Raw genomic sequence first — 16,044 nt, 5'->3', positions numbered from 1 at the left:
CTCGTTTCTTTCAGCTTGTTCCTAATTGTTAAAGAGCTTTATCTTTCTATTCATTCGAATATCAAATAAATACAAAAATAATTTTGATTCTTGAAATAATCTCATCTGATGGCGTCCCCTAGGGGATTCGAACCCCTGTTACCGCCGTGAAAGGGCGATGTCCTAGGCCTCTAGACGAAGGGGACTTAATTATTTCTTATTAAACAAACAATCTGTGTGAACACTTACGAGCTCTTCGTAAGGAGGTGATCCAACCGCAGGTTCCCCTACGGTTACCTTGTTACGACTTCACCCCAGTCATGAATCACACCGTGGTAAACGCCCTCCCGAAGGTTAAGCTATCTACTTCTGGTGCAACCCACTCCCATGGTGTGACGGGCGGTGTGTACAAGGCCCGGGAACGTATTCACCGTGACATTCTGATTCACGATTACTAGCGATTCCGACTTCATGGAGTCGAGTTGCAGACTCCAATCCGGACTTAGACGTACTTTATGAGGTCCGCTTGCTCTCGCGAGGTCGCCTCCCTTTGTATACGCCATTGTAGCACGTGTGTAGCCCTGGTCGTAAGGGCCATGATGACTTGACGTCGTCCCCACCTTCCTCCGCTTTATCAACGGCAGTCTCCTTTGAGTTCCCGACCGAATCGCTGGCAACAAAGGATAAGGGTTGCGCTCGTTGCGGGACTTAACCCAACATTTCACAACACGAGCTGACGACAGCCATGCAGCACCTGTCTCACAGTTCCCGAAGGCACTCTCGCATCTCTGCAAGATTCTGTGGATGTCAAGACCAGGTAAGGTTCTTCGCGTTGCATCGAATTAAACCACATGCTCCACCGCTTGTGCGGGCCCCCGTCAATTCATTTGAGTTTTAACCTTGCGGCCGTACTCCCCAGGCGGTCGATTTATCGCGTTAGCTTCGGAGCCCATCACTCAGGGCAACAAACTCCAAATCGACATCGTTTACAGCGTGGACTACCAGGGTATCTAATCCTGTTTGCTCCCCACGCTTTCGCATCTCAGCGTCAGTATCTGTCCAGAAGGCCGCCTTCGCCACCGGTATTCCTCCACATCTCTACGCATTTCACCGCTACACGTGGAATTCTACCTTCCTCTACAATACTCTAGTTAACCAGTTTTAAGTGCAATTCCTAGGTTGAGCCCAGGGCTTTCACACCTAACTTAATTATCCGCCTACATGCCCTTTACGCCCAGTCATTCCGATTAACGCTCGCACCCTCCGTATTACCGCGGCTGCTGGCACGGAGTTAGCCGGTGCTTCTTCTGTAATTAACGTCAATTGATGCACCTATTAGATACACCACCTTCCTCATTACCGAAAGTACTTTACAACCCGAAGGCCTTCTTCATACACGCGGCATGGCTGCATCAGGGTTTCCCCCATTGTGCAATATTCCCCACTGCTGCCTCCCGTAGGAGTCTGGACCGTGTCTCAGTTCCAGTGTGGCTGGTCATCCTCTCAGACCAGCTAGAGATCGTCGCCTTGGTAAGCCTTTACCTCACCAACTAGCTAATCCCATATGGGTTCATCAAATGGCGCATGGCCCGAAGGTCCCATGCTTTGGTCTCTCAACATTATGCGGTATTAGCAGTCGTTTCCAACTGTTGTCCCCCTCCATTCGGCAGATCCCCATACTTTACTCACCCGTCCGCCACTCGTCATCAAGTGCAAGCACTCATGTTACCGTTCGACTTGCATGTGTTAAGCCTGCCGCCAGCGTTCAATCTGAGCCATGATCAAACTCTTCAATTTAAAGTTTGATGCTCAATAACTGTCTCTGACATATTCAAATGAATCTTCAGTGTCACTTATCAAGACTTAATTTTTTGAGTCCGTAGACTTTTAATTTTTTGTCTCGCAAGTGCCCACACAGATTGTCTGTTTCTTCTTTTTAAAGAGCTGACAGCTTTAAGTTAACTTCGCGATTTCTTGCTTCAGTTTGCTGTCTCAAGGGCTGCGTATACTACGCTACACCTTTTTATTCGTCAAGATCTTTTTTTAAAAAATTTGATCTTGTTCACCAACTTCATTATCGCCTGCTTTCGCTGACGCCGTGTCAGTGGATGCGCATTATAGAGCCTTAGAAAAATCATGCAAGCGATTATTGCAAATTTATTTCCGTTTGTGTTTTTTTTACACATAGCGCTGTGAAAATAAACTAATTCTATACAAATTTTACAAACTTTCTTTAATTTACTATTGATTATATAATTGCTTTTTTTCTATTTCAGTCTAACTTTTTAAGTGGATTTTTTATGCCTTTCACTTTTGCACATCCAGCAATTGTTTTACCTTTTTACAAAAAGCCTAAATTTTTTTCCATGACAACCTTAATTATAGGTAGTATGTCACCTGACTTTGAATATTTTCTTAGAATGAAAATAAAAAGTGATATGAGCCATACTTTATTAGGTATCTTTTATTTTGATCTACCAATAACATTAATGGTTGCTTTTATCTTTCACTTTATTATTCGTAATGAATTGATCAAGAATTTGCCCCATTTTCTTTATAAACGATTTGCTCATTATCTAAATTTTAATTGGAGTGAATATTGCTACCATCACTGGTTTATTGTCATAACTTCTGCATTAATTGGCGCACTATCTCATTTAGGTTGGGATAGTTTTACCCACTTAACGGGCTTTTTTGTACAGCACCTACCTTTTTTACAACAGACAATTTCATTAAAAAATACTAATATTCCTATCTACCAATTACTCCAACATGGAAGTACTTTGATAGGATTTAGTTTAATATGTCTCTTTATTTTCAGATTACCGATCTTGGTTGATAAGACAAATAAAATTAGCTTTCTATATTGGGGGACAGTGTTTTTGATTTTTTTAAGTTGTTTTTCTCTTTTTTTCGCCAATACTATTCATACCTTTGGTCAAAGTGTGGTGAACTTTATTAATGCACTATTTTTGGGGTTAATATTATCACCTCTTATCGTGAAAATTATACGGCACTAATTTTAAATGCCGTATAACAATAGTATTTTTAGAAAATTATGACTCTGCTTTTATTTTATTGGGTAAATCCGCCAAGCTATCAATTACCCAATCAGCTTGCGCTAATGCTTCTTCAGTAATGGCATCACCGGTTTTCACCAAAACCGTTTTTTTAACTCCGGCCTTTTTCCCCGACAATAAATCAGACACTCGGTCACCGACCATATAAGAGTTGGCAATATCAATTTTTAACTCTTTCGCTGCTGTTTGTATCATACCGGGATTTGGTTTTCGGCATTCACAGTCATCAACCAGAGGATCATGTGGGCAATAATAAACACCATCAATGTCAACACCTCGGTCTTGTAATGACCAATCCATCCATTCTGTTAAGGTATTGAATTGCTCGTCAGTAAATATGTTTCTCGCAATACCAGATTGGTTAGTTGTAATAACAAGTAAAAAACCCATTTCTTTGAGTTCTCGCATTGCATCAATTACACCATCAATAAAGTGGAATTTATCAATAGTGTGTACATAATTGTAATCTATATTAATTGTACCATCTCGATCTAAAAATATAGCAGGCTTCATGTTTAATCATCTTCCTTTTATAGAGGTGTCTATCTAGCTTTATATAGGATATTATCGATTGACATAGATGTCTAGACGTCTTAATATTTATCCATTCCTTTTTATTAGTATATATCATGATAAAACTTGAACACATCTCAAAAAATTTTGAGCACAATAAAACCACTATCCATGCTTTAAAGGACATTTCATTAAATGTTCCTCAAGGTAAAATTTATGGTGTTATTGGCAAGTCAGGCGCAGGTAAAAGCACATTAATACGTTGTGTCAATCTATTAGAAAAACCAACCAGTGGAAAAATATTTTTTGACAACCAAGATATCACCCATTTATCTAATCGAAAATTAATTGAAGTACGCCGAAAGATTAGCATGATTTTTCAGCATTTTAATTTGTTATCATCTAGAACTGTATTCGATAACATTGCTTTTCCACTTGAACTAAATAAAACACCTAAAAAGGTAATCAAGCAAAAAGTAAATGAGCTTATTGAACTTGTAGGTTTAAGTGAAAAGGCTGATGTCTATCCAGCTAATTTATCGGGTGGACAAAAACAACGCGTCGCTATTGCTAGAGCGTTAGCAAGTGATCCTAAAGTATTATTATGTGATGAAGCAACCAGTGCCCTTGACCCTGAAACAACACGTTCTATTTTAGCATTATTAAAAGATATCAACCAAAAACTAGGTTTAACCATTTTATTAATCACTCATGAAATGGATGTTGTTAAACAGATTTGCGACCAAGTAGCAGTTATTAGTAACGGAGAATTAGTTGAACAATCTTCAGTCGGTGAAATGTTTTCGCATGCTAAAACAGATATTGCAAGGCAATTCATTCAATCAACATTACACCTTACTATTCCAGATGATTATTTAGCTAGACTAACACCAGTACATAAAGAAGGACTTAATCCACTTGTTCGTTTGGAATTTTCTGGTGTATCGGTAGATTTACCTTTACTGTCTCAAATAGCTAAAGAATTCGAAGTTGATAGTAATATTATCAGCGCTCAGATGGATTATGCGGGTGGCGTTAAATTTGGTTTGATGTTAACTGAAATGAAAGGAAAACAGAAAAGTACTGCATCAGCAATTGCGTTTCTAGAAAAAAATAATACTAAAGTTGAGGTTTTAGGCTATGTTTGATTTTATTCCTTCATTTAAACCATTTGAATCGATTTTTCGCTATTTAGCTCAACATGGTTTCTGGGAAGATTTTGTTACCTTTTGTTCTTCATTTAATGGTTTTAGTGAAGCAATGCTATTCAAAATGGCACAAGCAACCGATGATACTATTTATATGGTGTTGTTATCAGGTTTTTATGGAACGTTAATTGGATTACCATTAGGTATATTGTTGTATGTCACCCGAAAAGGTAACATACTTGAAAATGACATTGTAAATTTTACATTCTCTTTTCTCACAAATATATTTCGAGCAATTCCTTTTATTATATTAATTTTATGGATAAAACCTTTCACAGTAGAAGTAATGGACATTATAACCGGCCAAGCCACCTTTTTAGGTAGACAAGGTGTTATTGTTCCGCTTAGTGTAGGTGTTGCACCTTTAATTGCAAAAATGATTGAAAATGCTTTACTGGATATTCCTAAAGGTTTAATTGAAGCTGCTCGTTCAATGGGAGCCACACCATTACAGATTATATATAAAGTTCTTATTCCCGAATCTCTACCTATTATTATTAATAGCATGACAATAACACTGATAACATTAACAGGCTATATTGCACTCAGTGGAGCTGTTGGAGCTGGAGGCTTAGGGCAATTGGCTATTCAATATGGCTATAATAGTTACAAACCCGCTATAATGAATACAGTTGTTATTTTATTAGTTATATTAGTATTCCTAATCCAAGCTATTGGCAATAGGATTGTAAGGTATGTTACTCATCATTAATTTTGGAGAAAATTATGTCAATTAAACAGCTAGCACTAGCCACTACTTTGGTAAGTGCATTTTTTTTAACAGGTTGTGATAATAAACAATCGTCTGTAACTGATAACAAACCAGCAGAACCAGCAAAAGTAAGTACTATTAAAGTTGGTGTAATTTCAGGTCCTGAACAAGAAGTAGCAGAAGTAGCCAAACAACAAGCTAAAAGCCTTTATAATCTTGATGTTGAACTTGTGATTTTTAATGATTACGTTACTCCAAATCAAGCATTAAATGATGGATTAATTGATATTAACGCTTTTCAACATAAACCATATTTAGATGAACAAATCAAAGAAAGAGGTTATAAATTAACTGTTGTTGGTAACTCATTTGTTTACCCTATTGCAAGTTACTCACACAAATTAAAACCGATTGAGAATAACAGTGAAACTGGGGAAGGTGTAAAAGTAACCTCACCTCGAGGCGAAACGTTCTTTATTCCAGCTAAATCAACAATTGCCATTCCTAATGACCCTACAAATTTAGGTCGTGCATTACTTTTATTACAACATGAAGGTTTAATTACTGTTGATAAGACAAAAGGTTTATTGCCAACTGTACTTGATATCACAAGTAACCCATATGAATATAAAATTATCGAACTAGAAGCTCCGATGCTACCTCGTTCGCTAGATGATTCGCAAGTCGATCTTGCTATTATTAACAATGCATTTGCTGGACAAGCAAATTTAACACCTAGCAAAGATGGTATTTTTGTTGAAGATAAAGAGTCTCCATATGTTAACATTATCGTATCGCGTGAAGCGGATAAAGATAATGAAAATGTAAAAAACTTTGTTAAAGCTTACCAAACTGATGCAGTAGCGCAAAAAGCTGACCAAATTTTTAATGGTGGCGCAATTCGTGGTTGGTAAATTAGCAAGCTATAATTTATTATATTCCGTCGGCATTCGTCGACGGAAATCATTAAAATAATTAAATAAAGAATCAACAATGACATATCAATTTGAACCAATTGGTATCATCCAGTCACCTTATGTTGAAAAATTTGCAGTGCCTCGTCAACCCAATCTGGTCAAAGCTGCTCAAGGTGAACTACATTTACTTACACCATATAACAATCCTATCAGTGTCAAAGGATTAGAACAGTTTTCTCATCTATGGCTTTTATTTCATTTCCACCATATTGAGCCAACCAAAAGGAGATTAACGGTACGTCCACCTCGTTTAGGAGGAAACAAAAGTTTAGGCGTATTTGCAACAAGATCTCCATATAGACCTAATAATATTGGTCTTTCAGTTGTTGAATTAATAGATATTATTGTTGAAAAAAATCAGGTGATTTTGAAGTTAGGGGGATTAGATCTCGTAGATGGCACACCTATAATTGATATAAAACCCTACTTACCTTACTGTGATAGCCATCCTGATGCGAAAGCGGGTTACGCTCAAATGCTCCCTGAACATAAACTTGAAGTTTCATTCTCAGCTAACGCTAAATTATTTATTGAATCCCAACAAGATTATCCACAACTAACCGAATTAATTGAACAAGTAATATCTCAAGATCCAAGACCAGCTTATAAACAAAAAAACAACCATGAGCAAACTTATGCAATCTCACTATATCATTTTAATATTAAATGGAAGGTGATAGGCTGCTTAGCCGTTATTGAAAATATACATATTATTGAACGGTAATGTTAATTTATTTAAATGATAAATTTACAAAACAATGATATATGTAATTAAATATTTTTTTTGTAAAAATCCTTTACAAAAGAGTTACATAATACCGATAATATAGGTTGGTAAGGAAGCTTAATTCTGCTAAATTAAATGAGGGTTTAATTCCCTATATTTCACTTTGCCACTAAAGTTTTAATAATTTTAGTGGCACCTTTTATTTGCATCAATGATAATTGTTATTTTTCTTATTTCTCAATTCAGCAATATCTATCGCATCAAACAGATAATGTTTTCCACAATAATCACAATGAATGTCAATTTTGCCATCGTCTTCATTAAGAATCTCATCAATTTCCTTGGCTGGTAATGTCATTAAACTATCTTCACAACGTTGTCGTGAACAACCACATTTAAATACAATTTGTTGAGTTTCAAATAAGCGAACTTCTTCTTGATTATAAAGACGATATAAAATTTCATCAGTAGGAAGTTGAAACAACTCTTGGCTAGTGATGGTTTCAGTTAATGTGCTTAGAAGCTCAAATGACTCTTGAGTATTTTCATTTGCAGGTAACACTTGCAATAAAATCCCTGCAGCCATCGGTGTGTTATTATGCACTCCAGTTTTAACGAATAAACGAGTAGGCAGTTGTTCAGACTGCATAAAATAATTTTCAATACAGCCAGTTAGCGTTTCTTTTTCTAATCCAACGATGCCTTGATAACGTTCGCCTTTTTTAGGCGTGATGGTAATTACAATGTAACCGTTGCCAACCATCTCCCTAAGAGTAGCATTATCGGCAATTTCACCATTTACTCGCGCAACACCACGTAATTCTTGTAGATTATTGCCATTTACCACTGCTAATGTTAATGGCCCATCCCCCTGTAATTGCACAGCAATATCACCATCGAATTTCAATGTAGCGGTTAATAAACTGGTGGCTACTAATAATTCACCTAATAAATTCTGTACTGGAATAGGATAATTATGGTTTTCTAAAATAGATTGGTATGTTTTTTCAAGTCGCGTGATTTCCCCTCGAACAGGATGATTATCAAATAAAAACCGATTTAAAGTATCCATATTAATTGCCTTGTTGTCTTTCATATTTAAATTTAATTAATGTACGCCGCTCTTTTTTATCAGGTCGTCGGTCCGGATGCGGCATGGCTAATGCATTAAGTTTTCTTGCCTGAGCAATATTTTCACGTTTTTCAATGCTCTCTGGGGTTTCTTGGTAAAGATATTCCGCTTCTCTTGCGGTTCTACGCTGGTCATTAATGGCTAAAACTCGAATTGTCTTTTGCTCATTACCTTGCCTAAGCACTATCATCGCCCCAACTTCAACTATTTTGCTTGGCTTTGCTCGTTGGCCATTATAATGAACTTTTCCACCTTCAATCATTTCACGAGCAATGGAACGCGTTTTATAAAACCGCGCGGCCCATAACCATTTATCTAATCTGACGAGATGCATTGTTTCCTCGTTTAAGACTTAATACATTTATAACTAATATAAGTATCGTTTTATTAAAATCAATGTTGTGGATGAATTGAATAATCATTGCCACCTGTCGAAAAAATTCCAGATAAACTAAATGGAGCTATCTTACCGCGCAAATCAGCTCGATAATTTAACGACTCTGGAGGATTCTGTACTAACTTCCATCGATTAAGCAGCTCACTTGTGGTACCTTTGCTAATGAGGTGAAATGATTCAAATTCAGAATGCAAAGGATTAATTATTGCAGTTGAGTCAATTATTCCGCCATTAACTAATGCATTAAAACTTAATAATGTGCGATGCTGAAGATCAATATCTACCGACACACTAGGATATTTAATACTTACTTTATTAACTGAAGCATTATTAGCTTTAAGAAATAGTGAGCCTGAATATAACCCCAATTTGTTGTCTTCAACTAAGCTCACATTTTTCCCCGAAACATCAAAGTTTGCAATGTTAAAAGGATAATCAGATTTAATACTGGTTAACATACTTTGCAATATGATTAACTGATCAACGTCAACACGATTAAATATATCTGGTAATAACGGTTGTTTTGCTTCATCAGATAATTCATAACTGATGCCTGTCAACAATAACTTATTCAAATGTAATGAATTATTTTTCCAACTACCATCTAAATGAACATCACCGTTATGCCATCGAGCAACCGCTTTTTTGATATCAATTTCATTATCTTTAAAAGACAATTGAAGCAATAAAGAAGAATATATTTGATCAAACCAAACCACATTATCTGCATTAAAAATAAAGGAAGTTTCATTCAGATTCCACTGATTATCATAGCTAATATTGGTTATTTCAAAATTTCCCTTAGCAATAATTAAATTAGGTAATTGAATATTACTGTCTAAAATTAAAAGTTCTTCTAACCTAAACTTTGGAAATTTAGGCAAATACTTATTTAATTCAGTATAATCATCTGGTTGAAAACGGATATTATTTAATCTTAATTGGGCTATATCTAAGCTACCATCGGCTAATACTTTTAATTTACTAACAAAAAAACCATTATCCATATTACCGCCTAAATTGGTGATTGCTGTAACCCCATCACGATAATATCCTTGTAACAAGATTTTGTTTATCGGTATCTGATTAAATGATGCTTTTTGTGAAGTGAAATCAAATTGATATGGCTCTTTACTACTTAAATCAAAGGGTTTAATACGGCCATCAACGCCTTTTAAAGAAAGAGAATCTTGCTCATCATTGAACGAAAAATTTATTGTAGAATTATAAAACTTTAATACATTAGCCGAAAAATTAGTAATATCAACACCATTAAATTCACCATCAATCACATTAATATAATTAAAATGATGAAGTTGCCATAAATTTTTCTTATCAAAACCAATAGTTAACTTTCCAATTTTAGTCACTTCTTGCTTATCATTTATTACCAATAAATTATCAATACTTAACTCATAAAAATTAACTAATGAATGATTTATCTTACCAATTGAAATAGTGTATGTTCCAAGCTTTGATAATTGTTGACTCAGTATTTTTGCTCCATAGTTGGTTTGCAAGGCAAAATAACTAACTACAATTAACAACCAGATAATCGAAAAGAGCAAAATTAAACAAGATCGTAACCGTCTCATAAATAAGCAGTATAGTAATAAAAATGGATTAAAATTTATATAACAATACCTGATTTTGGGTAAAATAGCACTTGATTTTAATATAAATGATTTGTTGTTAAACTAGTTTTAACGTTAATATATAGCCAATTATGACTTTAGAATAACAAATTCACGGAATTAATCTTCATCCTTTGATTAAGGTGAAAAATTCTTTTTTATTGACCATATAAACAGGAAAAAATCGAGATGAAACAGATCCCAATGACAGTAAGGGGAGCCGAATTATTACGAGCAGAACTTGAAGAACTTAAAAATATTAAAAGACCTCAAATTACTGCTGCTATTGCAGAAGCCAGAGCGCACGGAGATTTAAAAGAAAACGCGGAATATCATGCAGCAAGAGAACAACAAGGTTTTTGTGAAGGTCGTATTCAAGAAATCGAAGGCAAATTATCTCAAGCGCAAATTATTGATATTACCAAAGTAAAAAATACTGGACGCATAATTTTTGGTGCCACAGTGACTGTAATTAATATCGATACCGATGAAGAAACAACTTATCGAATTGTTGGCGATGATGAAGCAGATTATAAACAAAATTTAATTTCGGTTAACTCACCTATCGCTCGAGGTCTTATTGGTAAAGAAGATGGTGATACCGTCCAAATCAAAACACCAGGCGGTAATGTTGAATTTGATATTGTTAAAGTTGAGTATATCTAATAAAACTCAACTGCAATAAAAAACAGGGCTATTGCCCTGTTTTTTTATTTGGGTAAAGTAATTTTCTTATCTTCGCTAGGTCTAAATACCGTAAAAATAGATCCGACTTGTTGAACGGGTAATGCATTTGTTTCGCGGATAATAGCTTCACAAATTAATTTTTTCGTTTCACGATCTTCGGCAGCGATTTTAATTTTAATTAACTCATGGAAATTTAGTGCATTTTCGATTTCGGCAAGAACGCCTTCGGTAAATCCATTAGCACCAATCATCACTATCGGTTTTAAATGATGAGCTTCACTTTTTAAGTACTGTTTTTGTTTATTCGATAAATTCATTAATTTTTTATCACATTAAGTTGCAATTTTGCTATTCTACCCTTATATATATTTGTAATCAATTGAAGTAACCTCTATACACTAAGGATTTATTCGCTGTGAGTAACAAAAAACGCTCAGCAAGTTCTACTCGTTGGCTAAATGAACATTTTAAAGATCGCTTTGTACAACAAGCACAAAAAAAAGGCCTACGTTCTAGAGCATGGTTTAAATTAGAAGAAATACAAAAAAGTGACAAACTATTCAAACCAGGAATTACTGTCGTGGATTTAGGGGCAGCACCGGGCGGATGGTCGCAATATGTTGCATCACTCATCGGTAATAAGGGACGAATTATTGCTTGTGATTTATTACCGATGGATCCAATAGTTGGCGTTGATTTCTTGCAAGGTGACTTTAGGGATGAAGCCGTATTAAATACCTTACTTGAGCGCGTTGGTGAAGAGAAAGTACAAGTTGTTATGTCAGATATGGCTCCGAATATGAGTGGACAGCCTGCAGTTGATATACCAAGAGCTATGTATTTAGTTGAACTTGCATTAGATATGTGTAAAGACGTTCTTGCACCTAATGGGAGTTTTATTGTAAAAGTATTCCAAGGCGAAGGCTTTGAAGAATATCTAAAAACAGTTAGATCGCTGTTTAAAACAGTCAAAATTCGAAAGCCTGAAGCTTCGCGCGCACGGTCTCGAGAAGTATATATTGTAGCAATGGGGATGAAGTAGCCAGCCGTACAATTTTGTAGTACCATACTTGGTTAATTTTAGTCGTAACTGTTAATTTTATGAGAGGTTTTTCTTTTGAACGACATGGTAAAGAATTTACTGATCTGGGGCGTTATCGCGGTAGTATTGTTTGCTGTATTCAACCAATTCAGCGCGTTATCCAATAGCGGTCCTCAAGTCGATTATACCAAATTTAATTCGGATGTAACGAGCGGCAAACTCAAAGAAGTACATATTAATGGTCGCGAAATTGTTGCTACAACTAAAAGTAGTAGTAATTATGTTACTTATATCCCTTACCTTGATGAAAAACTAGTCGATAACTTGGTGCTTAATGATATTGCTGTTTACGGCAGTCCAGATGAAAAACCAAGCTTATTGGTTAGTATCTTGATTTCTTGGTTTCCAATTATCTTATTACTTGGTTTTTGGTTCTTTGTTATGCGCCAAATGCAAGGCGGGGGTAAAGGTGGCCCAATGTCGGTAGGCAAAAGTAAAGCCAAAATGTTAACGCCTGACCAAGTTAAGACTAAATTTACAGATGTAGCAGGCAGTGAAGAAGCTAAACAAGAAGTAACAGAAGTCGTCGATTTTTTACGTGATCCTGGCAAATACCAAAAATTAGGCGGTCGTATTCCTAAGGGGATTTTAATGGTTGGACCTCCGGGTACGGGTAAAACATTATTAGCTAGAGCCATTGCGGGTGAAGCAAACGTGCCTTTCTTTAGTATTTCAGGTTCAGATTTTGTTGAAATGTTTGTCGGTGTTGGCGCATCACGTGTACGTGACCTCTTTGAACAAGCCCGTAAACATTCACCATGTATTATCTTTATTGATGAAATTGATGCTGTTGGTCGAAAACGTGGTGCCGGCTCAATGGGCGGACATGATGAACGCGAACAAACTCTAAACCAAATGTTAGTTGAAATGGATGGCTTTGAAGCTAACAGTGGTATTATCATTATTGCAGCAACAAACCGTGCGGACATTCTCGATCCTGCATTACTTCGTCCGGGTCGTTTTGACCGTCAAGTTCAAATTGATTTACCGGACTTAAAAAGCCGTGAACAAATTCTGGCAGTACATGTACGTAAAGTGCCTTTAGGTTCTGATGTTAATCTAGCAGTATTAGCTCGCGGAACACCAAATTATTCCGGTGCTCAATTAGCTAATTTAGTTAATGAAGCTGCGCTATTTGCCGCGCGTCGTAATAAACGTTTAGTCACGATGGATGAGTTTGAAGAGGCCAAAGATAAAATCGATATGGGTACTCAACGTCGTTCGTTATCCATGACAAAAGAGCAATTAACCAATACAGCTTATCATGAAGCGGGACATGCAATTGTAGGTTATTTAATGCCAGATCATGATCCGCTTCATAAAGTAACTATTATTCCTCGAGGAGGGGCATTAGGTGTAGCCTTCTTCTTACCAGAAGGCGATCAAATTAGTCAAAGCCGTACTCAGTTAGAGTCTAAAATATCTACAGCTTATGCAGGAAGAATTGCCGAAGGCCTAATTTATGGTGAAGATAAAATTACCTCAGGTGCATCTAGTGATATACGATACGCTTCTAACATAGCCAGAGCAATGGTTACACAGTGGGGTTTCTCAGATCGTTTACCACCTGCATTATTTGAATATGAAGAATCTTCTTATGGAATCATGAAAAAAATATCTGATGGTACAGCAAAAATTATTGATGAAGAAGTTGATGCAATCCTTCAACGAAACTATCAACGAGCTAAAACAACACTAACTGAAAATATTGATATTCTTCATGCAATGAAAGATGCTTTACTGAAATATGAAACAATTGATAAACAACAGATTGATGAACTGATGAATCGCCAGCCAGTCACACCACCAGAAGGCTGGACAGCCAGTGATGAAATAGCAGCTCAAGAAGTTCCGAATGAAGGTACACCACCTGAATCTGATGATTAATCTGTTTTAATTTTTATAACGCGCTACGGCGCGTTTTTTATCGGATAATTTAAATAAATCTAAAATAAAAGTGATTTTCAAAACAGGTAATAAACTTGAATGATTTTGCTATCGTTTAGCTTATAACAAAGCTTAGCGATAACAAAAAGCAGATGACTCAAATAAGGCATAATCATGGAAATTCGTTTCAACAATCAAATTATGGATCTCTCTTTTCCACAGGTAATGGGTATCGTAAACATGACGCCAGATTCTTTTTCTGATGGCGGTAATTATAACAATCTTGATGATGCCATGCGTCGAGTTGATAATATGATACAAGCAGGCGCAACATTTATTGATATAGGGGGCGAATCAACTCGTCCTGGTGCAGCCTTTGTCTCAGTTGAAGAAGAATTAGATAGAGTTGTGCCTTTAGTTGAAAAAGTGGCTTGCTATTTTGATGTTTGGATTTCGGTTGATACCTCTAAGCCTCAAGTTATGACTGAATCAGCAAAAGCAGGAGCACATTTAATTAATGATATCCGAGCATTAACAGAATCTGGAGCAGTCGAAGCCGCAGCTCAAACAGGATTACCGGTTTGCATTATGCATATGCAAGGCGATCCCCAAACTATGCAAAATGCTCCGCATTATCAACAAGACATCTATCAAGAAGTTGATCAATTTTTTGCTCATCATATCAATCGTTGCATAAACGCAGGAATTGAACGAGAAAAAATTATTCTTGATCCGGGTTTTGGGTTTGGTAAAACATTGGCACACAATTATCGATTACTAGCAACACTTGAAAAATTTCATCACTTTCATTTACCGCTATTAGTTGGCATGTCTCGCAAATCCATGATTGGACAAGTATTAAATGTTTCGCCTAAAGAACGTATGTTAGGTAGCGTTTCTTGTGCAGTAATTGCAGCCATGAAAGGTGCGCAGATTATTCGAGTTCATGACGTAAAAGAAACCTTTGATGCACTGCGAATTGTGCAAGCCACTTTAGCTGAACAGGAATAAACGGGGTTTAACTTTAACAAAATAAGCCATTATTTTATTAAAAAGGGAATTTTTAGACAAATACTATAAAAATCCCTTTTTGTTTTATGCTTGAGAATTTTCAATTTTTGGCATCACTGTTTCAAATAATTTTTAAACAATAAAAATACTTAGAAACATCATAAAACCAACATAATTATTATTTTGAAAAGCTTTAAAGCATCGAGTTCTATCACGATCATTGATTAACCATTGTTGATAAATAAACAGTAACGACACAACCAATAATCCACAATAATAAATAAAAGATAAATGATTATTGAGACCAATAATTATCAAGCAAATCAATGTTATTATCTGTAGAATGCCTATCCACAATTTATCATAGTAACCAAACAAAACAGCCGTCGATTTAATGCCAATTTTGATATCATCATTTCGATCAACCATGGCATATTCGGTATCATAAGCAACTGTCCAACAAATATTTGCCAAACACAATAACCAACAGGTTAACGGAAACTGTTCAATTGTGGCCGCATAGACCATTGGAATGCTCCAACTAAATGCAATTCCCAACACTATTTGTGGAAAATAAGTATAACGTTTCATAAACGGATAAATCATCGCAGTTAACAATGCAAAGCCAGCAATCAACCACGACAAAGCGTTTAAAAATAATAATAGACAAGCGGCCATTAATAATAATATCAATAATGTCCATTTAGCATTCTTTGCTGTTAATTCACCCTGCACTAACGGACGGCTTTGAGTTCGCTCTACATGCGCATCAAAATGGCGATCAGCATAATCATTCACAACACAACCGGCGGATCGCATAACAATGACACCTAGCGTAAATATCAAAACCAGTTTTTCAGTTGGATAGGGATCAGCAAGCCATATTGCTGACAAAGTCGGCCAAAGTAGCAGTAAAATGCCGATTGGTTTATCTAACCGCATCAGTTTTATATAAGCTAACATATATCTATCCTCAATTATAATGGGCGGATTATACC

At 36.0% G+C, this 16,044-nt stretch carries 14 protein-coding genes, 1 tRNA gene, 1 rRNA gene and 1 pseudogene; 9 read left to right on the top strand and 8 right to left on the bottom strand.

Translation table 11 applies throughout. The features are described from left to right. Positions 1–109: 109 nt before the first annotated feature. Positions 110–185 (bottom strand) — tRNA-Glu (locus J3U27_RS04775). Between the two features lie 53 nt (positions 186–238). Continuing rightward, positions 239–1,776, bottom strand: a 16S ribosomal RNA gene (locus J3U27_RS04770). A 503-nt stretch (positions 1,777–2,279) separates the two neighbouring features. Here J3U27_RS04770 and J3U27_RS04765 point away from each other — a divergent pair. Beyond that, positions 2,280–2,999 carry a DUF4184 family protein gene (locus J3U27_RS04765; RefSeq protein ID WP_267331116.1) on the top strand — a complete coding sequence of 240 codons (720 nt, stop codon included), beginning with the start codon at positions 2,280–2,282 and terminating at the stop codon, positions 2,997–2,999. 36 nt (positions 3,000–3,035) lie between these two features. Here the strand turns inward: J3U27_RS04765 and gmhB are convergent, their stop codons facing one another. Next, a complete protein-coding gene (gmhB, locus tag J3U27_RS04760; protein WP_065562818.1) occupies positions 3,036–3,572 on the bottom strand; it encodes a D-glycero-beta-D-manno-heptose 1,7-bisphosphate 7-phosphatase in 537 nt (178 codons plus the stop codon). Between the two features lie 116 nt (positions 3,573–3,688). Between gmhB and metN the strand changes: the two genes are divergently transcribed. The 4 genes from metN (at position 3,689) to tsaA (ending at position 7,193) form a co-directional block, all read left to right on the top strand. Further along, positions 3,689–4,720: a methionine ABC transporter ATP-binding protein MetN gene (gene metN, locus J3U27_RS04755; protein WP_065562817.1), complete on the top strand. Its 1,032-nt coding sequence runs from the start codon at positions 3,689–3,691 to the stop codon at positions 4,718–4,720. Positions 4,721–4,832: 112 nt separating this feature from the next. Beyond that, entirely contained in the window at positions 4,833–5,492 is a 660-nt protein-coding gene (locus tag J3U27_RS04750) for a methionine ABC transporter permease (RefSeq protein ID WP_065562822.1), read from the top strand. A gap of 14 nt (positions 5,493–5,506) precedes the next feature. Beyond that, positions 5,507–6,406, top strand: coding sequence for a methionine ABC transporter substrate-binding lipoprotein MetQ (metQ, locus tag J3U27_RS04745; protein ID WP_065733723.1), 900 nt, complete (start codon positions 5,507–5,509; stop codon positions 6,404–6,406). A 79-nt stretch (positions 6,407–6,485) separates the two neighbouring features. Beyond that, positions 6,486–7,193 (top strand): tRNA (N6-threonylcarbamoyladenosine(37)-N6)-methyltransferase TrmO, encoded by a 708-nt coding sequence (tsaA, locus tag J3U27_RS04740; RefSeq protein WP_267331115.1) that lies wholly within the window; start codon positions 6,486–6,488, stop codon positions 7,191–7,193. A gap of 211 nt (positions 7,194–7,404) precedes the next feature. On the opposite strand, the gene hslO is transcribed toward tsaA, so the two are convergent. From hslO to J3U27_RS04725, 3 genes are read right to left on the bottom strand one after another with little or no spacing between them, the layout of a single operon-like run. Then, positions 7,405–8,292, bottom strand: coding sequence for an Hsp33 family molecular chaperone HslO (hslO, locus tag J3U27_RS04735; RefSeq protein WP_065733721.1), 888 nt, complete (start codon positions 8,290–8,292; stop codon positions 7,405–7,407). Then, positions 8,270–8,662, bottom strand: a complete 393-nt coding sequence (gene hslR / locus J3U27_RS04730; RefSeq protein WP_065733720.1) for a ribosome-associated heat shock protein Hsp15 — start codon at positions 8,660–8,662, stop codon at positions 8,270–8,272. The genes hslO and hslR overlap by 23 nt, the downstream gene beginning before the upstream one ends. A gap of 59 nt (positions 8,663–8,721) precedes the next feature. After that, positions 8,722–10,320 (bottom strand): hypothetical protein, encoded by a 1,599-nt coding sequence (locus J3U27_RS04725; RefSeq protein ID WP_267331114.1) that lies wholly within the window; start codon positions 10,318–10,320, stop codon positions 8,722–8,724. Positions 10,321–10,548: 228 nt separating this feature from the next. Here J3U27_RS04725 and greA point away from each other — a divergent pair, with 228 nt between their 5' ends. Then, entirely contained in the window at positions 10,549–11,025 is a 477-nt protein-coding gene (greA, locus tag J3U27_RS04720) for a transcription elongation factor GreA (protein ID WP_065562811.1), read from the top strand. Between the two features lie 44 nt (positions 11,026–11,069). On the opposite strand, the gene yhbY is transcribed toward greA, so the two are convergent. After that, on the bottom strand, positions 11,070–11,363 hold the full coding sequence (gene yhbY / locus J3U27_RS04715) for a ribosome assembly RNA-binding protein YhbY (RefSeq protein WP_065562810.1): 294 nt from the start codon (positions 11,361–11,363) through the stop codon (positions 11,070–11,072). A gap of 98 nt (positions 11,364–11,461) precedes the next feature. Between yhbY and rlmE the strand changes: the two genes are divergently transcribed. From rlmE to folP, 3 genes and pseudogenes are all read left to right on the top strand, one after another. Continuing rightward, positions 11,462–12,088 (top strand): 23S rRNA (uridine(2552)-2'-O)-methyltransferase RlmE, encoded by a 627-nt coding sequence (rlmE, locus tag J3U27_RS04710; RefSeq protein WP_065562809.1) that lies wholly within the window; start codon positions 11,462–11,464, stop codon positions 12,086–12,088. A gap of 75 nt (positions 12,089–12,163) precedes the next feature. Continuing rightward, positions 12,164–14,017 (top strand): annotated as a pseudogene (ftsH, locus tag J3U27_RS04705) (ATP-dependent zinc metalloprotease FtsH); the annotation flags it as partial. 192 nt (positions 14,018–14,209) lie between these two features. After that, positions 14,210–15,046: a dihydropteroate synthase gene (folP, locus tag J3U27_RS04700; protein WP_267331113.1), complete on the top strand. Its 837-nt coding sequence runs from the start codon at positions 14,210–14,212 to the stop codon at positions 15,044–15,046. A gap of 132 nt (positions 15,047–15,178) precedes the next feature. Here the strand turns inward: folP and ubiA are convergent, their stop codons facing one another. Continuing rightward, complete coding sequence (ubiA, locus tag J3U27_RS04695; RefSeq protein WP_065733716.1) at positions 15,179–16,009, bottom strand: 4-hydroxybenzoate octaprenyltransferase; 831 nt, start codon at positions 16,007–16,009, stop codon at positions 15,179–15,181. Positions 16,010–16,044 lie beyond the last annotated feature (35 nt).

The sequence above is a fragment of the Gilliamella sp. B2911 genome (genome assembly GCF_026536965.1).
Lineage (GTDB): Bacteria > Pseudomonadota > Gammaproteobacteria > Enterobacterales > Orbaceae > Gilliamella > Gilliamella apicola_E.
Note: the sequence above shows the minus strand (reverse complement) of the source record. Positions and strands in the feature narration are given on the sequence as shown.